This window comes from Pseudomonas sp. NPDC087598 (genome assembly GCF_044743525.1).
Taxonomy (GTDB): domain Bacteria; phylum Pseudomonadota; class Gammaproteobacteria; order Pseudomonadales; family Pseudomonadaceae; genus Aquipseudomonas.
The window spans coordinates 15,529-35,471 of sequence record NZ_JBIUWQ010000027.1 but is presented as its reverse complement, the minus strand read 5'-3'; the positions used below and the strand labels follow the sequence as shown (position 1 = coordinate 35,471).

Here is a 19,943-nt window from a genome sequence, read left to right as displayed (position 1 = left end):
AAACTCCTGGTTGGGTGGATGTGATGTCAAGCGCCGTACCGAGTGGCCGGCGCTTTTTGGGGAAATCAGAAAGCGAAACAGGAACAGCCGAACGCGCCCCAGAAACCGGCGAAGTCGCTGACCGGCGCGTTCGACAACCGCGCTTTTTCATGACTGTGCGAGTGCACCGCGCAGGCGCCGACGCATTGGTGAACCTGTGCCTGCAATGGCGAATTCGGCCGCCAGTGGCCCGGGACTTTCACCACCGGCGACCAGTCCGGCAGCACCGGCACGCTGGCCGGGCCGAGGTCCGCGAAGTCGCCGGCGGCGTAAACGATCTTGCCGCCGACCACGGTCAGCACCGACTCGATCCACTTGATCGCTTCTTCTTCGACGTGGAAGAAATCCGCACTCAGCGCCGCCAGATCCGCCAGTTGCCCGACCTTGATCTGGCCTTTTTTGCCCTGCTCCGAGGAGAACCAGGCGCTGCCGTGAGTGAACAATTCCAGCGCAGTGGTGCGCGGCAAACCTTCTTCGTACAACGCCAGGCCACCGACGGTGCGGCCGCTGACCATCCAGTACAGCGACGTCCACGGGTTGTAGCTGGAAACCCGCGTCGCATCGGTACCCGCGCCGACCGGCACGCCTTCGGCGAGCATGCGTTTGATCGGCGGCGTCGCTTCGGCAGCCTGCTTGCCGTAACGGTCGACAAAGTATTCGCCCTGGAACGCCATGCGATCCTGAATCGCGATGCCGCCGCCCAAGGCTTTCACCCGCTCAATGTTTTGCGGCGTGATGGTTTCGGCATGGTCGAAGAACCACGGCAGACCGTTGAACGGAATGTCGCGATTGACCTTCTCGAACACGTCGAGCATGCGGCTGATCGATTCGTTGTAAGTGGCGTGCAAACGGAACGGCCAGCGCTGCTCGACGAGGTGGCGCACCACCGGCTCCAGCTCGGCTTCCATGGTTTGCGGCAGGTCCGGGCGCGGTTCGAGGAAGTCTTCAAAATCCGCCGCCGAGAACACCAGCATCTCGCCAGCGCCGTTGTGCCGCAGGTAGTCGTCGCCCTGATGCAATTTGACGCTGCCGGTCCAGTTCTGGAAATCGGTCAGCTCTTCCTTGGGTTTCTGGGTGAACAGGTTGTAGGCAATGCGCACGGTCAACTGGTCGTCCTTGGCCAGTTGCTCGATCACCTGATAATCGTCCGGGTAGTTCTGGAAACCGCCACCGGCATCGATCGCACTGGTCAGGCCGAGGCGATTGAGTTCGCGCATGAACTGGCGGGTCGAGTTGACCTGATATTCCAGCGGCAGCTTCGGTCCCTTGGCCAGCGTCGAATAGAGAATCATCGCGTTGGGTTTGGCCACCAGCATGCCGGTCGGGTTGCCATTGGCGTCACGGACGATCTCGCCGCCCGGCGGGTTCGGCGTGTCACGGGTGTAACCGGCCACGCGCAACGCCGCACGGTTGAGCAGCGCGCGGTCGTACAGGTGCAGGACGAACACCGGGGTGTCCGGTGCAGCCTGATTAAGTTCTTCGAGGGTCGGCATGCGTTTTTCGGCGAACTGGAATTCGTTCCAGCCACCGACCACGCGCACCCATTGCGGGGTTGGTGTGCGGTCGGCCTGATCCTTGAGCATGCGCAGGGCATCGGCCAGCGACGGCACGCCTTCCCAGCGCAGTTCGAGGTTGTAGTTCAAACCGCCACGGATCAGGTGCAAGTGCGAGTCGTTGAGGCCGGGGATGACGCAGCGACCGTGCATGTCGATCACTTGTGAGGCCGGGCCGCGCAGGGCCATGGCCTGGGTATCGTTGCCGACGACCACGAAGCGGCCGTCCTTGATCGCCACGGCGCTGGCCAGAGGCTTGGTGCGGTCGACGGTATGAAATTGACCATTGAAGAGAATCAGATCGGCGCTCATCGCAGTTCCTTCGAGAAAAAAATGAATGGGATTCAGCGTGACGGGTGTTCTGTGGGTTCGACGTGGGTATGCGCCTGACTGGCTTCCAGCCACGGCGCGAACAGACGGGTCACGCGGGGCATGAACACGTACACCACCGACAGCACGATGGTCAGGGTGATCAGGAACGTCGCAACCACGTAGTTGGAAAGCAGCGGGTGCAGCTTGAGCAGCGGCCCCCAGATCAGCGGCACCAGCAAGGTATGCGGCAGAATCACCAGCAGGGTGATCACCGCCTGTTTCCAGCGCGGCGGCGGCGAAGCGGCATCGGCCAGCGGTGCAAACCAGAATTCGTTGATCGGCGCGACTTCGGTCTGATCGCCATCGGCGAGCATCGGCGTGGCTTCATCGACCAGCGCCTGACGCTGCGGCGATTCCAGCCACAATTGCATCGCCTCGGTCGAGCAAAAGCGCAGCACGCAGGTATAAGCGTCGAGCCCGGCGAGCTTGCCGCGCACCACGTCCACGCCCAGATGCCCTTCGCGCTGCCCCGCCACCCGCACGATATTGCGCAGCCAGGCTTCATAGGCGGCTTCGAATCCAGCCTTGACCCGGTGTTTGACGATCAGCGTCACGGTCTCATCGGACCCCGGTGCTTTTGGACTCAGGACTTCAGGCATAACGCAGCACTCCGGGCAAACGGACATTGAGCGCCAGCCGTCCCGGCCCGGCGATAAACACAGTGGCAAACAGGATCAACAGCAACCAGCCGAACTGCCCTTCGGCCACACTCCATTGCGGGTGCACGACCAGCAGCGCCACCAGCAGCACAAACAGAATAGGCAAGCACGCCAATCTCACCAGTAAGCCGGCGACGATCAGTAACGGACAGAGGACTTCGGCGAAGATCGCCAGACACAAGGTCAGGTGGGCGCCGAGGTGAAAAGGATCTTCGATCAGCGCCAATTGCGCGCTGAAATCGAGCAACTTCGGCAAGCCGTGCACCCACAGCAGAAACAATCCGCCGCTGACCCGCAGAAACAGCAAACCGACGTCGCGCGCCCGTTCATCGTTTTGTATGGCGTTCATGACCCCACCCTTGAAATGTCATTGGCCTGAATCATGCCAATGATGGGTGGGGGGAAATTGCACGGATGTGCTCAGTTGCGACGGCGGTTATACGATAACGCTGGCGGCAGGTGTGGGGTCAAGGCACCGCCCGAATGGTGTATTCACGGGTTTGAAAAACCACCGCAGTATTAACGTTCGCAACCTGATCCAGATTGACCCTGAAACGAATGATCAATTTGCTGCCATCTTTCAGCTGCCGCAGATAATTGGCCGAAATAAGGGGGCTGTAACTGCCGTTCGTAACCCAGGCACGATGCACCATGTTAGTCGTGCCCACCCACATTGTGAGATTGTGCGTTCCAGTGTCTCTCTGCCCTTCCAGAGAAAGCCAGAGACGCTGGTTCGCTGAAATGTGCGGCCAGACACCAAACAACAGGTTGCCGCCGGACTGAACGTCCTTCAGATCCAGAATGTCGGAGCCGTTGGCTTGAGTGATCACGGGGGCATCGAGTTGGTCTAATGCAATGGGCAGCACGTTGAGAGGCAGCGGTAACGAAGTCACCGGTTCGGAGATTCCCCGCGTATAGGTGAAGGTCACCTCCATATTCTTCCCGATGCTGAAGGCCACCAGTGGTACCGGCAATGTAATTTTTCTCGGGCGCGCAGTGCCGGCAGCCACCGGCGTGGTGGTATGCGACCCCGCAGCGGGTGTACCTGCGGCGGCGGTTACTGTCACGCTCAGCAGATCGCTGGGCTGCATGTCGTAATCCAGCACGGCCGTCAGGGACCTTGTCGCCTGCAGTGGATCAAGATTGGCGTTATCAGGAGCCTCCTCGATCGAGAGCTGCCGACCTTCAGTCGGGTTAACGGTGATGGTCCAGGGATCGGACACCTCATCATCGCCATACATGGCCTGGGCTGTGAACGTGTGCTTACCGACAACCAATCCGGACAAGGGGAACTGCCAGATACCGGCCTCGGCACGAACCGTTCCTCTGGGGTCAGGCCCGTCAAACACCACTAATTGCTCGCCCGCCATCGCCGTACCGCTGATCGTTACGCTGGTGGCGAGGGTAGCTTGCCCATCGGGGATCTCTTGTAGCTCAGGGTCTCTGACCGAGCGGATTTCAGGTTTGAGCGGAGTGGGTGTTGCGCCGGTCCTGACAATGTAGTGGCGAAGCGCAAAGTCGGTTGCATCGGTTTCAACCAGGCTGCCGTCGAGCGATGCGCCGAACTCAATGGTCAAAACGCTGCGATCCTTCAGTCCCCGCAGAGGACCGGCCGGGAAGTCTTGTGCGAAAAAGCCGAAGCGGAAAAAATCCATACCAACCTGACTACCCGGCGCACTCCAATATTGTTGATCAAACACGCTACCATCGGCGTTCGTCCCTTTAAACCGGGCCCAGAAAAATTGCCGTTGGTCGATCAGAGGCCATGCATTGATTCTCAAGATAAACTGCTGCAGATCCCGCACGAACAGATCCAGACCCTCACCCTCCTTTTCAGCCGATTCGATAGTCGGCCTGGGCAAATCACCTTGTGCCACTGGCAACACGTACAAAATCAAAGGCTGGGAAGTCACCGCAGGTGCATTACCGCGAATGATGTCGTAGGTCAACGTGACTGTCTTGCCTTGATTGATGGCTGCCAATGAAGGTGCCAGTCGCAATTCCACCGGGCGTTTGTCGCCCACTTCGACAAAGCCTGTGACGTGTGAACCTTCGGCGGGTGTGCCCGATGCGCCCTGCCATTTGACACTGATTTTGTCCGTGGGCTCGAGGACAGCGTCCGAGGCGATCGTCAGCGAATACTTGACCAGCACTGGATCGAGAAGGGTGTAAGTCGGGCTTTCCAGAACATAGGGTCGGGGCAAGTCATCAATGGTTATCTTGACGGAGGTGCTGCTCATCATTCGCTCCTGTGCGTGATTGACGTTGCCCCGGAGGACATTGGCTCATCACACACCGGATCGGTCACTTGCGCTACTGTCAGAAATTACAGGTGACGGCGTATTCCGGACGAACGGCAACAGCTGAGCAGACGCCATGGCACAGACGTTACCTGTGTTCGATTTCCAGCGTCGCCGACATGAACTGACTGATCCGCGACCGCAACCACTTCTCCGCCGGGTCGTTGTCATGGACCCCGCTCCAGGCCATCGACAACTGCGCTGCTTCGATCGGAAACGGCGGATCTTCCGCACGCAACGCACAGCCTTCAACCAGTGCGCACGCGGCGTAGTCCGGGACGGTGGCGATCATTTCCGTGCCGGCGAGCAAGGCGCGCAAGCCGCTGAACTGCGGCACGCCGAGGACCACGCGGCGCTGGCGGCCCAGCTTTGCCAGGTCCAGATCGATGTTGCCGCTCAAGTCGCCGGAGAACGACACCATCGCGTGCGGGCGTTCGCAGTATTCGTCCAGTGTCAGCGGCCCCGGGCGATCATCACCGCGCAGGACCTTGCAGGGGATGTCGCGCAGTTTTTTGCGCTTGGCGTTGGCGGGCAAATCGGTGGTGTAGCTGACACCGACGGAGATTTCCCCGGACGCCAGCAGCGCCGGCATCAGCAGGAAATTGGCACGGCGCACCACCACGACAATCCCCGGCGCCTCTTGTTGAAGCTGTCGCAGCAACGGCGGAAACAGGCCGAACTCGGCATCGTCCGAGAGGCCGATGCGAAACACCTCGCAACTGCTCGCCGGTTCGAACTCCTTGGCACGGCTGACCGCCCCGGAAATGACGTCCATCGCCGGTTGCAGTTCCTTGAGAATTGCCAGGGCGCGGGCGGTAGGTTCCATGCCGCGACCGTTGCGCAGCAGCAACGGGTCATCGAACAGATCCCGCAGACGGCCGAGCGCCGCACTCACAGCGGGTTGGCCCATGAACAGTTTTTCGGCGACGCGGGTCAGGTTCTTTTCGAACATCAACGCTTCGAAAATCACCAGCAGGTTCATGTCGACGCGACGCAGATCGTTACGGTTCATCGGCTCGATTTCCTTCTATGGCCAGCCACACGCAAGTGCTACGCACTTTACCCGATCAACGGGCCGGTAAACCCCATACCAGAGCGAAATTAACAACGATTAACTCGTCAGCCACGGCGTCGTCTCCAACAATGAATCCCTCTGCGCAGCGTTGTTTTTTGATCTGAGGGAAAGCGCCGACCGTGCCTTCCCCACCGACACGGACATTGGCCATGGCTCATTTGCAACCTACCCTCGCCCTCGCCCTCGCCCCTGCCAGCGAACCGCGCAAAAGCGGGATCGGTGGCCTTAGCCCGCAACGCATACGCCAAGTGAAACAACTGATCCTCGACCGCCTCGACGAAAGCCTTGAAGTCAGTGAGCTGGCCCGCGCCTGCTCGCTGTCGCGCAGCCACTTTTCCCGGGCCTTCAAGTGCAGCACCGGGCTGTCGCCGCAGGACTGGATCCGCAGCCAACGTATCGCCCGTGCCAAACTCTTGATCCAGCACACCGACCTGAGCCTGACGCAAATCAGCCTGGAATGCGGCTTCTGCGATCAGGCGCATTTCTGCCACATGTTCACCCGCAGCGAAGGCATCAATCCATTTGCCTGGCGCTGCCAGGTCATGCGTGAACACAAGAGCCACCGCTCAACGTCCAGCGCGCTTTGAACTCAACACCTGCGCCACCCGTTGCACTGACGCCAAAACCTGAGGATTATGCCCGGACATCCCGGAATAGAAGGCCTGCGCGTGCGCCCGGCCCTGCTCCGACCTGTCCGCCGCAGCACCGCAGGAGTGAGCTGTTGAGTCTTTCGCCGAATCAGGCCCTCGGTTTTGGTCCCTACCGGATTCATCCGGGGCAACGTCTGGTGCTCGAAGGTGATCAGCCGTTGCGCCTGGGTCGGCGGGCGATGGACATTCTCTTGACGTTACTGGCCCATGCCGGGGAAGTCGTCAGCAAGCAACAGTTGATGGCCGAAGTCTGGCCGGACAGCGTCGTCGAAGACATCAACCTGCGGGTGCACATGGCCGCACTGCGCAAGGCTCTTGGCGACGGACAGGCCGGCCAGCGCTACATCATTACGGTGGCGCAGCGCGGTTACAGTTTCGTCGCGCCGATTCTGCTGGAATCCATCGAGCAGCGGCCCGCAGGCAGTACCGCCGGGCGGCACAACCTGCCACTGCGTCGCACGCGGATGATCGGGCGGCAGGCGTTGGTCGACCACCTGATGACACAATTGCCACGCCAGCGCTGCATCACTCTGGTCGGCCCCGGCGGCATCGGCAAGACCACGGTAGCGTTGCGCGTCGCCGAACAGTTGATCGGGCACTACCGCGATGGCATTCGGCTGGTGGATCTGGCGCCGCTCAACGACCCTCGACTGATTGCCTCGCACCTCGCCGCCCTGCTCGACCTGTCGTTGCTCGACGGCGATCCGCTGGCGTGTCTGGTCAACGGCTTGCGCCAGCGGCAGATGCTGCTGGTGATCGACAACTGCGAACACCTGATCGATGCCGTCGCGATGCTCAGCGAAAGCATTCTGCGTGCAGCACCGAAGGTGCATATTCTCGCCACCAGCCGCGAGAGCCTGCGGGCCGAAGGCGAATTCGTGCAACGGCTGGAATCCCTTGAATGTCCGCCGCTATTGGTCGAACTGGACCGCGCGCAGGCGCTGGATTATTCAGCGCTGCAACTGTTCGTCGAACGGGCCTTGGCTGCGCAGGAAAGCTTTGAATTAAGCGACGCCCAACTGCCCCAGGCGATTGAAATCTGCCAGCGTCTGGACGGTATTCCACTGGCCTTGGAACTGGCGGCGGCGCAAGTCGTCGAGTTGGGGCTGGATGGCTTGCTGAGCCAGTTGCAGGGCCGCTTGCCGCCGCTGGCGGTGGGCAACCAGAGCAGCGCTGAGCGCCACCTCACCTTGCGTGCCACGCTGGACTGGAGTTTCAACCTGCTCGACCGTTGCGAGCAGACCTGCCTGCGCCGACTCGGCATATTTCGCGGCGGTTTTACCTTGGAGTCGGCCGCAGCCGTCATCATCGGTCAGCAGATCGACCCCGGCATGGTGCTCGCCTCGATCACGCAACTGGTGGCGAAATCCCTGCTCAGTGTCGAGGTCGGTGATGAGGAGGTGTTCTATCGCCTGCTCGACACGACCCGCCGCTATGCCCTGGAAAAACTCGATCTCGCGTGTGAACTCGACGAGACCCGGCAACGCCACGCCGAACGCTGTCTGAACCTGATGCATCAAGCACAGGCCCATTGGGAAAACACGTCGACTTCGCTGTGGATCGATCGCTACGCACGCGGTCTGGAAGATTTGCGTGCCGCGCTGGACTGGAGCCTCAACGATGGTGGACCGAAGGATCTGGCGATTCAACTGACCGCAGCTTCGGCACCGTTATGGCAAGAGTTGTCGCTGCTCAAGGAATACGGCGCTTACGTGCGTCAGGCACTGAATCTGCTCAATGGCCCCCATGAAGCCAGTCCACAGCTGAAAATCGCTTTGAAACTGGCGCTCGGCAGCGCTTGCTACCACACCTGGGGCGGCACTCCCGAGACCATCAAGGCTTTCGTCGACGCCCGCCAACTGGCGCAGGCACACGGCGATGTCGCCGGGCAACTGCGGGCGATATCCGGACACCTGGCGGTCAACCTCAGTTGCGGGAACTACCGGATGGCGCTGGAGCAAAGCGAGCAATTCGACCGTCTCGGCCTGCACGGCGACCCGCTGCTGTCGCTGAGCACCCACCGCTTGCGGGTGCTGGCCCTGCATTACGCCGGCGACCAGGGGCAGGCGCGCACGCATGCCGAGCAGGTGATCGAGCGCATGGCCCACAGCGGCCACCTCAATCGGTTTACCCACGGTTTTGGCGTGCAGTACGATCAGAGCGTCGCCTCGCTGACTGTGCTTGCCCGGGTTTTGTGGATGCAGGGGTTTCCCGAGCAAGCGTGGCGCACGGCGCGACAGGCACTGGACATCGCCGTGCAGATCAACCACGGTACGTCGATCTGCTACACCCTGGCGCTGGCCAGTTGTCTGATCGCCCATTACAACGGTGACCGGCAGAACGCCCGGGCACTCCTGCATCTGTTGCTTGAGCAATCGCAGAAGCACTCGGTGCTGCTGTTTTACACCTGGGCCCGGCACTACGCGCAGGTGATCGACGCCGACAGCGCCACGTCGATGCCGGCGGATGGCAGCGGGTTGATTCGGGAAATCATGGTGACGCTGGACGAGCGGTTTGTGGATGCTGATTTGCTCGCGCGCGCGCAGGCGGGGGATGCGGGGTGGAGCACGGCGGAGATCTTGCGGGCTCGGGCGAATGTATTGTTGGTTGGGGATTCGGGGTGTCCGGGCGGGCCCCTTCGCGAGCAGGCTCGCTCCCACAGTTGTACTGTGTCGGTCCCGGATCCCGGGTACAAGCCTGCTCGCGAAGGGGACTGCCCAGTCAACGCCAACGTTCAGGAAGCAGAAGCCATTCTCCAACAAGCTCTGTCCATCGCCAGGTCCCAGGGAGCCTTGGCCTGGGAGCTGCGCAGCGCCATCTCGCTGGCCCGGCTCTGGCAACAACAATCGCGGTATCGCGAAGCCGTGGATCTGTTGACCCCGATCTACCAACGCTTCAACGAGGGCTACGCCACCCCGGACTTGCGCAACGTGCGCGAACTACTCGACGAGTTGCGCGACCCCGTGCACGCCTGATGCCTGGCGGTTCCGGCTGAGGTAACGCGCATGCCGGCGCTCAAGATCAATCCCTTCGCCGCTGCGCTCGAGTTGCTCACGGGCATAACGCCGGGTGGTATTGAGCAGGCGGTATCTGCATGAATCGGCGCCCTGCTCCACCGTCAGCAACGACTTGCAGGCCAGGCGATCGATCACCGCCGCCAGCGTCGACGAGGCCAGTTGCGTGCAACTGATCACGCCCAGCGCCGCCTCCAGGGTAAACGCCATTTTGAATACCGATAACCGCTGCAGCACGCGCTGTTCCTGTTCGCTCAAGCGCAGATAGCTCCAGTCGAGTGCGGCTTGCATGGATTGATGGCGCGGCACCGCCGTGCGCCTGCCATGGCTGAGCAGTTGCAAACCGTTGTTCATCTGCGCCTGCAAGCCGACCAGGCCGAGGGCATCGATCTGCGCCGCCGCCAGTTCGATCGCCAACGGCAAACCATCGAGTTGACGGCAAATCTCGCGCACGCTTTGCAAGTCTTGCTCACGCAGACTGAAATCATGCTGTCGCGCGCGGGCGCGGCTGACGAACAACTGCACCGCCGAATAGCCCATGGCTTGTGCGATGCAATTGACCGCCGGACTTTTCGGCATGGCCAGCGGTGGCACGGGTTGCTGGGTTTCCAGACTGACCTGCAAGGCTTCGCGGCTGGTGGCGAGAATGGCCAGCCGCGGCGCGGCGTCCAACAGCGTTGCAACCAGTGCTTTGCAGGCATCGCGCCGGTGTTCGCAATTGTCCAGAACGAGCAACGCATGACGAGCGCACAGCGTGGAGATATCGCAATCAACGACGCGCAGCAGGTGTTCAAGCAAAGGAGTTTCTTCATCGACCTGCGCCAGATCGATCCACCACACACCCTCACGAAAATGTTCCAGCAGCAACTCCGCCACGCGCAGGGCCACAGTGGTTTTACCCACGCCCGGTGGACCTGTGACGGTCATCAGGCGACACAGCGGCATGCGTCGGACCATGCCGCCCACCAGCGAATCACGACCGGTCACTGGCGTCAGTCGTGCGGGCAAATTGTGCTGGGGAGCCTGCAAGCGCTCGAAGACCCATTGCGCCTCGCTGTCGTAATGCACCGGGGCGATAAAGCTGTAACCGCACTGCGGCACATTGACGATATAACGCTGACCGTTTTCACCATCGCCCAGTGCCCGGCGCAACGCCGCAATGTGTACGCGCAGGTTGATCTCTTCGACCACCGACGTCGGCCAGACAAGGGCTATCAATTGCTCCTTCCTGACCACTCGCCCGGCGTGTTCGACCAGTATCTGCAGAATGTCCAGCGCCCGACCGCCCATGCGTAACTGCCGGTCCCCGTCGAGGATCAGCCGCTGGCGCAAATGAAACGCGTAAGGGCCAAAACGCAGCACCGCCGCCGAATTCATATCGTTGAGGTTGTTCATGCCAACTATCTTGGCAGCCTCAGGTGACGGCACAACCTGCACAGGGGGCGCAACACGGACATCCGGGTGCACCAGACGGACACAACCGCTCTAGCTGAACTGTTCGCGGTACTGCGCAGGCGTCAGACCGAGCTTTTCAGCGAACAACGAACGCATGTGCCGCACGCTGCCGAAGCCGCTTTTATAGGCCACGGTTTTCATCGGCAGATCGCTGGTTTCGAGCAAATTGCGTGCGCAATCAATACGCGCACTTTGCAGAAACTCCATCGGCGTCATGTTGACGTCCCGGGCAAACAAGCGCGCGAAGTGCCGTGTACTCATGTTCGCCAGTGCCGCCATGCGCTCAACGGTGTAGGCCTCGTCGAGATGTTCAAGCACGTAATTCTGCGCCCGGGTGATCGGGGTGTCCTGTGGCGCCACGGTGGCCAACAACGGGCTGAATTGCGCCTGCCCGCCCTGGCGCTTCATCACCACCAGCAAGACTTTGGCCACGTCCTGCGCGAGTTTCTTGCCATGGTCACGGGCGACCACGGCCAGCGCCATATCGATGCCTGCGGTGACACCCCCCGAGGTAATCAGATTGCGATCTTCGACATAGATCTGATCGGTGGTGACCGAGGCCTTCGGGAAACCTTTGATCAGGCGCTCGGTGTAATTCCAGTGCGTGGTCACGCGGTAGCCATCGAGCAACCCGGCGTGGCCCAGCACAAAGGCGCCGGTACAGATCGAACCATAGCGCTCGGCGCGCTGCACGGCACCCGGCAACCAGTCGAACAACACCGGGAATTTCTCGTTGTAAGCACCGGGGCCTCCGGGCACCAAGAGCAAATCATAGTGCTCACTGTCGTCTTCGACAGGCCGATCGGCCTGCACCCACAAGCCATTGGAGACACGCAGCTTCCCGCGCTCGGTGCCGAGGGTGACCAATTGATAATGTGATTCTGCTTTGAGGAAACGATTGGCCACCGAAAACACTTCCATCGGCCCGGCCATGTCGAGCAGCAGAAAGTCAGGGAACAACACCATTGCCACGGTTTTCATGGGGAGACATCACTGAGATCAAAGAAAGTAAACGCAGGAGAAAGGTTGAGCATTATGGCCAAGTGCAGCCTGACTATCGGAAATAATTGCGTGAACTTGCGTGCAAAACTGTCAACCAGATCAGGACAGTCTTTCAATTTTCATCTACTTATTGCACCCCTAGGTAAACAGTAAGCTTCTCCTCACTCGGACGAATTCACGTCCTGAAAGGAGATTTCATCATGCTGACCCTTCGCAAAGCCTCCGATCGTGGCCTCGCCAATCATGGCTGGTTGAAGTCGTTCCACACCTTTTCTTTCGCCAGCTATCGCGACCCGCGTGAGCAGGGTTTCTCCGACCTGCTGGTGATCAACGATGACCGCGTTGCCGCCGGCAAAGGCTTCGGCCAACACCCGCATCGCGACATGGAGATCTTTTCCTACGTACTGGAAGGCGCGCTGGAGCATAAAGACACCCTGGGCACCGGTTCGGTGATCCGCCCCGGTGATGTGCAACTGATGAGCGCCGGCAGCGGCGTGGCACACAGCGAGTTCAACCATTCGGCGACCAAGCCTGTGCACTTTCTGCAAATCTGGATCGTGCCGGAAGTCGGTGGCGCCAAACCGCGCTATCAACAGGAGCATTTCAGCCCGCAGAAAAAACGCGGTCGGCTGCAATTGATCATCTCACCGGACGGCAGCGACGGTTCGTTGACCGTGCGCCAGGATGCGCGGGTCTATGCCGGGCTGTTCGATGGCAACGAGCGCGCCACGCTGGAACTGCAGGCCAATCGCTACGCCTACGTACACGTGGCTCGCGGCAGTGTTGAACTGAACGGCCAGCGATTGCAGGAAGGTGACGGCGTGCGGGTTCGCGAGGAACAGGTGTTGAACTTGTGCAATGGCGTGGATGCCGAGGTACTGGTGTTCGACTTGCGGCCACAGGAATTGCCGCAGATGCCATGAGGCAGGGTTTCACTGCTCATAAAAACGGCCTTCAGTTGAAGGTCGTTTTTTATTGTGGCGACACTGGCGATGGCAGCTCGGCGGGCCTTGGTGCACCGACATCCTTGCCCGCTTGAACCGCCGTCAGGGTTGTTTGTATCGCTACATACAGGTTGGCCTGACTGGCAAAGTAGCCACCGATGACAATGCTGACCACGCCAAACAAATGCACAGCCGTTGCCATCCAGACATTAGCCTTCACGGTACTTGCTTGTCTGAGCGCCTCTTTCGACTCTAGGGCAATTGAGTCGAGGCGTTTATCGCGCTCGAGCCGAATGCGTTCATTTGCTTTGTCCCGCTCTGCCTGAGCTACAAGAAAAGCATCGATTCTCCCTGATACAGCCTCCACCCGAGCATCCATCCTTGTCTCGATGGTCTCGATTCTGGCGTTGAATTCTTCACGACTGATAGCGTTCATGGCGGGAGTGCTCTGACCTTTGCTCGAAGCGTTCATGTTTTGGTATTGCTCAAATTCCCTGGCGTTCAATCCGATCCCCTTCCTTGGGTTACCGATACCTTCCCTGATACATCGTTTGATGGGTGAGCGCTGCGTCTCTCATCAAGCTGGAGCAACAGTAAAGCCCCTGACCAAAGCCCACAAGCCAGCGGATTCTGCGCTGGATGTAGGTCTTTTCGTCAGGCTGCGTAGCCTTCCCTCGGCAGCCGTCGCACTCACTGATTCTCCGTCGCAAACACCTCGACAATCTGCTCGATGACCGCCCTGACCCGCGCGGTATGGCGCAAATCCGCATGGGTCACCAGCCACACCTCATAGGGTTGCGGGCAACTGCGCTCCGGCCAGAGCCTGACCAAGCCATCGCGTTCGGCCATATAAACGGTCATTTCTCCTACACCGATTCCGGCCGCAATCGAGCGGCGCACCAACAGGCTGGAACTGAGACTGGCGACAATTCGCCCGCGATGGATGGGCTCGCTGACCAGTGTCAGGTCCTTGCGACTCTGCAAATAAGGCTGATAAACCACCAGGTCATGCCCCTCGAACGCCGTGCCCGGCTGCGGAATTCCCTTGGCGTCGATGTAAGCCTGTGAGGCGAACAATCCCACCGGCCAGCGCGCAATCCGCCGGGCGATCAGGTCGGGATTGTCCGGTCGGGTGTTGCGCACGGCGATGTCCGCTTCACGCTTGGCCAGGCTGAGGATCTGCGTGGACGCATCCAGTTGCACGCGCACGTCCGGATGCTGCTCGTGCAGGCGAGCGATGGCCGGGATCAGGAAATCGATGGCCAGCGAATCGGTGGTGCTGACCCGCACGTTACCGGTCAAACGATCGTCCAGGCCTTGAATCTGCCGCTCCAGTTCAAGTGCCGAGTGCTCCATTTTCTCGACGCTTGCAAGCGCCGCTTCGCCAAGCGCCGTCAGAGCGTAACCGTCGGAAGTGCGCAAGAACAACGTTGCGCTCAGGGACTTTTCCAGCGCGGTGATGCGCCGTCCGACGGTAGCCTGATCCACACCGAGGACGCGCGCCGCGCCCCGTAGCGATGACTCGCGGCAAACCGCCAGAAATACCCGTGCATCATCCCAGTTCATATCACTCCTCATGATGCAAATTTGCATCAGTAAGCCGCTTAATCGCTGCGCTAATGCAGCAACAATAGCCGATATGCTGAGCGCCATACACCTTCCTCAGGAACGCTCTCATGCGTACTTCATCCTCAGCGTCAGCCATCTTCGCCGGACTCTGTGCCAGCCTGGTCAGTATTGGTCTGGCACGCTTTGCCTACACACCGTTGATTCCCGAGCTGATTCAGGCGCAGTGGTTCTCCGCCCATGATGTGATCTACCTTGGCGCGGCCAATCTGGTTGGCTATCTGATCGGCGCCCTGCTCGGTCGGCCGATCGCGCGTCAGCTCGGCAACCAAAACGCCCTGCGCTTGATGATGTTGCTGGTCACTGCGGCCTTTTTTGCCTGTGCGTTTCCGTTGTCGCTTAGCTGGTTCTTCGGCTGGCGGTTGCTGTCGGGGATTACCGGTGGCGCGATCATGGTGCTGGTTGCCGCGACGGTGTTGCCCCATGTGCCAGCGTCCCGCAAAGGTCTGGCCAGCGGCGCGATCTTCCTGGGCATCGGGCTGGGCATCGCCGGCTCGGGAACCCTGGTGCCACCGCTGTTGAGTCTGGGCCTGCAAGCCACGTGGTTGGGACTGGGCGCATTGTCGTTGCTGCTGACCGCGCTGAGCTGGTTCGGCTGGCCATCTGACTTGCCGCACACGGTGGCCTCGCCATCGAACACGGCGGCCCAACCTACACCGCCCGGCGTTTATTTGCTGTTTGCCCAATACGCTTTCATGGCGGCCGGTCTGGTGCCCGCCATGGTGTTCCTGGTCGATTACGTCGCTCGCGGGCTCGGTGCCGGGGCGCATATCGGTGCGCTGGTGTGGGTGATGTATGGCCTGGGCGCGATTGTCGGGCCAGTGAGTTATGGCTTTCTGGCGGACAAGTTTGGCGCCCGGGCGAGCATTCGTCTGGTGCTGGTGGTGCAGGCGATTGCGCTGGGGCTGCTGGCGAAGTCCCACTCCTTCATCGCGCTGGCAGTGCTGGCGGTGGTGCTCGGCTCGTTCCCGCCCGGCATCGTGCCATTGGCCCTGGCCCGCGTGCATGAGCTGGTGCCGGAGCACCATCGCCAGCAGATCGCCTGGAGTCGCGCCACCGTGTCGTTCGCCACGTTTCAGGCGCTGGCCGGGTTTGCTTATTCAGCCGTATTTAATGCCACGGGCGGCCATCACGCGTTGCTGTTCGTGATCGCCGGTAGCGCGATTTTGGTGGCGTTGCTGCTGGAGCAGGCGATGAACCTTTGGTACCGCTCCCACAGGGTTGCGCCGATTAACGGGAATTTTTGCACTGCACGGACCTCCCATCTACAGAACCTTTATGAGCAGGAATTGAAATGACTTTACCCAATGAAATGACCCGCATCGAAATCACCGAACCCGGTGGCCCTGAAGTGCTGCAAGCCAAACGCGTACCGTTGCCGGTGGCCGCAGAAGGTGAAGTGTTGATTCGCGTCTACGCGGCCGGCATCAACCGTCCGGACGCCTTGCAGCGTGCGGGCAAATACCCGATGAAACCCGGCATGAATCCAATACCCGGTCTCGAAGTGGCCGGCGAAGTGGTGGCCCTCGGCGCCGGGGTCAGCCAGTTTGCTGTGGGTGATCGAGTCTGCGCGCTGACCAACGGCGGTGGCTACGCTGAATACTGCGCAGTTCCGGCCGGCCAGACGTTGCCCATTCCCGATGGGCTCGACTGGGTGCACGCTGCCGCGATCCCGGAAACTTTCTTTACCGTGTGGGCCAACCTGTTTGGTCTCGGCGGCGCCAGCCGTGGCCAACGTGTACTGATTCATGGCGGCACCAGCGGCATCGGCACGACGGCGCTGATGCTCTGCCGTGAATTTGGCATCGAAGCCTTTGCCACCGCCGGCAGCCCCGAAAAATGCGCGGCGATCAGTCAACTGGGCGGTCAGCCAATCAACTATCGCCAACAGAATTTCGCTGAGGTCATCGCCGAGAAAACCGCTGGCCAAGGTGTCAATGTGGTTCTCGACATCATGGGTGGCTCGTACCTCAACGGCAATGTCAGCGCACTGGCGATGGACGGGCGTGTGGTCATGCTCGGTTTCCTCGGCGGCGCCCGGGCCAACGATGTCGATCTGCTGGCAATCCTCGGCAAACGCGCGGTGGTGACCGGATCGCTGTTGCGTGCCCGCACCAGTGCGGAGAAATCCGCCATCGCCGATCAACTGCGCGAACACGTCTGGCCGCTGCTGAACGCCGGACGCTGCCTGCCGATGATCGACAAGGTCTACGCACTCACCGACGCGACTCAGGCGCATGCGCACATGGAGGCCGGTGACCATATCGGCAAGATCGTCCTGCGGGTGGACTGAACCGTCGCAGCATTTTGTAATTGTTGCATCCGCACGGTGGTCGAAAATATCGCGCGCAGACCGAGTCATCTGGTAAAAAGCCTTCTTTGTCTGCGCTGCGGTGAAACGTTTAATGTTCCTTTCCTTCATGAATCGACTGCGCCGTCGCCGCCTGGCATTCGCCTGCATGGCAGCGTTGATTATCGGCGTGCCGACAAGTTGTGCCGTGCTGGAACATGCCGAGCGCAAACTGCTGTTTCGCATCGAGCCCGGTACTGCGGGCTGGTACCACGGTTTGCCGGGCAGCGTGCAGGAACTCGATCTGCAACCGAAGAGTTTCAAGGCCGGGCAAAATATCCACGCCTGGTGGTGGCCGGCGGAAAAGGCCAATGCCCCGGCGATTCTTTATCTGCACGGTGTGCGCTGGAACCTCACCGGGCAATTGTTTCGTATCGAGCAATTGCGTGCGGCGGGCTACTCGGTGCTGGCCATCGATTACCGCGGGTTCGGCAAGAGCAAGGGTGATCTGCCCTCGGAAAGCAGCGTTTACGAAGATGCGCGAGTCGCGTGGGAGCGTTTCAAACTGCTGCAGCCAGATCCGAACAAACGCCTGATCTACGGCCACTCTCTGGGCGGCGCCGTGGCCATCGATCTGGCTGCCGAGCTTGGAATGGAAGCCGCCCGCGATCACACCGCACTCCCCGTGCGCGGGCTGGTGATCGAGTCCACCTTCACCTCGCTGGCGGACGTTGCCGCAGCCGTGGCCAATACCTCGCTGCCGGTACGCTGGCTGCTGTCGCAGAAATTCGATTCCATCGACAAGATCGCCGACATTCATATGCCATTGCTGGTGGTGCACGGTCTGGCCGACGCGTTCGTGCCGTCGCGCTTCAGCGAGCAACTGTTCAACGCCGCGCAACAACCCAAGCGGCTGTTGCTGGTACCCGGTGCCACGCACAACAACAGCATGGCGCTGGGCGGGCAGAATTATCGCAAGGCGATCGATGCGTTGATGCAGAGTAAATCGGCTCCGCGTGTCGCCGGGCCGACCCTGCTGCGCAGCGCGCAGGACTCTTAACGGTAGCCGCGAGCCTGCAAATCGAACAGTTGCGCGTAATGCCCGGCACGGGCGATCAGTTGATCATGATCGCCCTGCTCCAGAATCTGCCCCTGCTCCAGCACAATGATGTGGTCGGCATTGCGCACGCTGGAGAACCGGTGAGAGATCAGCAAGGTCATGCGCCCTTCGGTGTGTTGACTGAAATGCTCGAACACCGCAGCCTCCGCCGCCGGATCGAGTGCTGAGGTCGGCTCATCGAGGATCAGGATGTCGGCATCACGACGCATGTAAGCCCGTGACAAGGCAATCTTCTGCCATTGCCCGCCAGACAGTTCCTGGCCACCGGCAAACCAGCGCCCCAGTTGAGTCGCGTAACCTTGGTCGAGCCCTTCGATAAAGGGCGCTGCCATGCCTTCGGCAGCGGCCTCCTTCCAGCGCTGCTGATCGTTGAACGCCAGCGTATCGCCGACACCAATGTTTTCCCCGACGCTGAATTGATAGCGGATGTAATCCTGGAAAATCACCCCGATGCGTTGACGCAACGTGGTTTCCTGCCAATCCTGCAAGTCGCTGCCATCGAGCAGAATCCGCCCTTGATCGGGACGATAGAGCCGGGTCAGCAACTTGATCAGCGTGGTCTTGCCGGAACCGTTCTCCCCCACCAGCGCCATGCTTTTTCCCGGCACCAGATGCAGGTCAATGCCTTGCAGTGCCGCACGACTCGCACCGGGGTAACGGAAACCGACGTTCTCGAAGCGCAAGCCATCGCCCGGTTGCGCGCCGATGGTCAGGTGACCGGTGTCGGCGAGTACCGGTTCCGCCAGGTATTCATAAAGACTGGTCAGGTACAGGCCATCTTCGTACAACCCGCTGATCGCGCTCAGACTGCTGCTGACCGCACTCTGCCCTTGCTTGAACAAAACCAGGTACATGGTCATCTGGCCCAGGCTGATATTGCCATGCACGGCATCGATCACGACCCAGGCGTAGGCCAGATAAAACGCCGCTGTGCCGAGCAATCCGAGGCCGAAGCCCCAGCCATCGCGGCGCAACGTCAAGCGGCGGTCTTCGGCATACAGCCTGGAAAACGTGTCGCGATAGCGCTGCAACAGCAGCGGCGCGAAACCGAACAGCTTGACCTCTTTGATGTAGGCCTCGTGGGACAGCAGGGTTTCGATGTAACTCTGCTGGCGACTTTCCGGCGCACGCCGGGTGAACAGACGAAAAGCGTCACCGGAAAAATGCGCCTCGGCGAAAAACACCGGCAACGCGCCGACCACCAGCAGCACCAGCGCCCACGGCGAAAAATGCACCAGCAGCACGCCGAAACTGATCAGCATGATCAGGTTCTGGATCAGCCCCAACGACTTCATGACCAAGGCCAATGGCCGGGTCGAGGCTTCGCGACGCACACGCACCAGTTTGTCGTAGAACTCGGAGTTCTCGAACTGCACCAGCGCCAGGGTCTGCGCTTTCTCCAGAATCAAGGTGTTGACCTTCTGCCCCAACTGCACACGCAAGAGCGACTGCTGCACCGACAACGCCCGTTGCGTACCGGACAACAACGCCAACACCCCGGCCTCCAGCAACACATAACGCAACACCGGCCACAACGGCGCACTGCCGTTCTGCGCATGCAACTGCATCGCCGCGACCACCGCATCGACAATCCGCTGCCCCAACCATGCCGCCAGTGCTGGCAACAACCCGGCAATCAAGGTCGCCAGCACCAGCCCGAGGAACAAGCCGCGCGACGTGCCCCAAACCAGTCGCAAGGCTCGTTGCGCCTGGTCGAGCAACGACGTGAAGCGCGATAGAACAGGCATAGGGCATTGAGCTCGGCAGAGGATGAGAGTGCGTCATGGTACTCCAGCGCGACGATTGAATTTCCAGCGTCGGAAGTTCCTCGGGATACTTGTACC

Annotated in this window: 16 protein-coding genes; 6 read left to right on the top strand and 10 right to left on the bottom strand. The window is 60.6% G+C overall.

Annotated elements, in window-relative coordinates:
* Positions 1-65 precede the first annotated feature (65 nt).
* The 5 genes from ACIOWE_RS16225 to ACIOWE_RS16205 all read right to left on the bottom strand — a co-directional run bounded on the left by ACIOWE_RS16225 (position 66) and on the right by ACIOWE_RS16205 (position 5,935).
* Positions 66-1,904 (bottom strand): amidohydrolase, encoded by a 1,839-nt coding sequence (locus ACIOWE_RS16225; protein ID WP_401393219.1) that lies wholly within the window; start codon positions 1,902-1,904, stop codon positions 66-68.
* Between the two features lie 32 nt (positions 1,905-1,936).
* A complete protein-coding gene (locus ACIOWE_RS16220) occupies positions 1,937-2,563 on the bottom strand; it encodes an antibiotic biosynthesis monooxygenase (RefSeq protein WP_401393216.1) in 627 nt (208 codons plus the stop codon).
* On the bottom strand, positions 2,556-2,972 hold the full coding sequence (locus tag ACIOWE_RS16215) for a DoxX family protein (protein WP_401393213.1): 417 nt from the start codon (positions 2,970-2,972) through the stop codon (positions 2,556-2,558). Before ACIOWE_RS16215 ends, ACIOWE_RS16220 begins: the two co-directional genes overlap by 8 nt.
* A 118-nt stretch (positions 2,973-3,090) precedes the next feature.
* The gene (locus ACIOWE_RS16210) at positions 3,091-4,863 is read right to left on the bottom strand and encodes a hypothetical protein (RefSeq protein ID WP_401393210.1); all 1,773 of its coding nucleotides are present in this window, start codon (positions 4,861-4,863) and stop codon (positions 3,091-3,093) included.
* Positions 4,864-5,011: 148 nt separating this feature from the next.
* A complete protein-coding gene (locus tag ACIOWE_RS16205) occupies positions 5,012-5,935 on the bottom strand; it encodes a LysR substrate-binding domain-containing protein (RefSeq protein WP_401393207.1) in 924 nt (307 codons plus the stop codon).
* Between the two features lie 212 nt (positions 5,936-6,147).
* Between ACIOWE_RS16205 and ACIOWE_RS16200 the strand changes: the two genes are divergently transcribed.
* Complete coding sequence (locus ACIOWE_RS16200; protein WP_401393204.1) at positions 6,148-6,585, top strand: helix-turn-helix domain-containing protein; 438 nt, start codon at positions 6,148-6,150, stop codon at positions 6,583-6,585.
* Positions 6,586-6,719: 134 nt separating this feature from the next.
* Positions 6,720-9,623 (top strand): ATP-binding protein, encoded by a 2,904-nt coding sequence (locus tag ACIOWE_RS16195; RefSeq protein ID WP_401393201.1) that lies wholly within the window; start codon positions 6,720-6,722, stop codon positions 9,621-9,623.
* Here ACIOWE_RS16195 and ACIOWE_RS16190 read toward each other — a convergent pair.
* Together ACIOWE_RS16190 and ACIOWE_RS16185 are read right to left on the bottom strand one after the other, a co-directional pair.
* Positions 9,588-11,057, bottom strand: coding sequence for an ATP-binding protein (locus tag ACIOWE_RS16190; protein ID WP_401393198.1), 1,470 nt, complete (start codon positions 11,055-11,057; stop codon positions 9,588-9,590). The two genes, ACIOWE_RS16195 and ACIOWE_RS16190, sit on opposite strands and share 36 nt — an antisense overlap.
* Before the next feature lie 90 nt (positions 11,058-11,147).
* Positions 11,148-12,098 (bottom strand): GlxA family transcriptional regulator, encoded by a 951-nt coding sequence (locus ACIOWE_RS16185; protein ID WP_401393196.1) that lies wholly within the window; start codon positions 12,096-12,098, stop codon positions 11,148-11,150.
* A gap of 221 nt (positions 12,099-12,319) precedes the next feature.
* Between ACIOWE_RS16185 and ACIOWE_RS16180 the strand changes: the two genes are divergently transcribed.
* Complete coding sequence (locus tag ACIOWE_RS16180; protein ID WP_401393193.1) at positions 12,320-13,042, top strand: pirin family protein; 723 nt, start codon at positions 12,320-12,322, stop codon at positions 13,040-13,042.
* Between the two features lie 49 nt (positions 13,043-13,091).
* Here ACIOWE_RS16180 and ACIOWE_RS16175 read toward each other — a convergent pair whose 3' ends face one another.
* Both ACIOWE_RS16175 and ACIOWE_RS16170 read right to left on the bottom strand, forming a co-directional pair.
* On the bottom strand, positions 13,092-13,568 hold the full coding sequence (locus ACIOWE_RS16175) for a hypothetical protein (protein ID WP_401393190.1): 477 nt from the start codon (positions 13,566-13,568) through the stop codon (positions 13,092-13,094).
* 185 nt (positions 13,569-13,753) lie between these two features.
* The gene (locus ACIOWE_RS16170; RefSeq protein ID WP_201239025.1) at positions 13,754-14,629 is read right to left on the bottom strand and encodes a LysR family transcriptional regulator; all 876 of its coding nucleotides are present in this window, start codon (positions 14,627-14,629) and stop codon (positions 13,754-13,756) included.
* Between the two features lie 110 nt (positions 14,630-14,739).
* On the opposite strand from ACIOWE_RS16170, the gene ACIOWE_RS16165 reads away from it, so the two are divergent.
* From ACIOWE_RS16165 to ACIOWE_RS16155, 3 genes are all read left to right on the top strand, one after another.
* Positions 14,740-15,987, top strand: a complete 1,248-nt coding sequence (locus ACIOWE_RS16165) for a YbfB/YjiJ family MFS transporter (protein WP_401393187.1) — start codon at positions 14,740-14,742, stop codon at positions 15,985-15,987.
* Complete coding sequence (locus ACIOWE_RS16160; RefSeq protein ID WP_401393184.1) at positions 15,984-16,982, top strand: NAD(P)H-quinone oxidoreductase; 999 nt, start codon at positions 15,984-15,986, stop codon at positions 16,980-16,982. The genes ACIOWE_RS16165 and ACIOWE_RS16160 overlap by 4 nt, the downstream gene beginning before the upstream one ends.
* A 112-nt stretch (positions 16,983-17,094) precedes the next feature.
* The gene (locus ACIOWE_RS16155; RefSeq protein WP_401393181.1) at positions 17,095-18,039 is read left to right on the top strand and encodes an alpha/beta hydrolase; all 945 of its coding nucleotides are present in this window, start codon (positions 17,095-17,097) and stop codon (positions 18,037-18,039) included.
* Here ACIOWE_RS16155 and ACIOWE_RS16150 read toward each other — a convergent pair.
* A complete protein-coding gene (locus ACIOWE_RS16150) occupies positions 18,036-19,847 on the bottom strand; it encodes an ABC transporter ATP-binding protein (RefSeq protein WP_401393179.1) in 1,812 nt (603 codons plus the stop codon). The two genes, ACIOWE_RS16155 and ACIOWE_RS16150, sit on opposite strands and share 4 nt — an antisense overlap.
* Between the last annotated feature and the right edge of the window lie 96 nt (positions 19,848-19,943).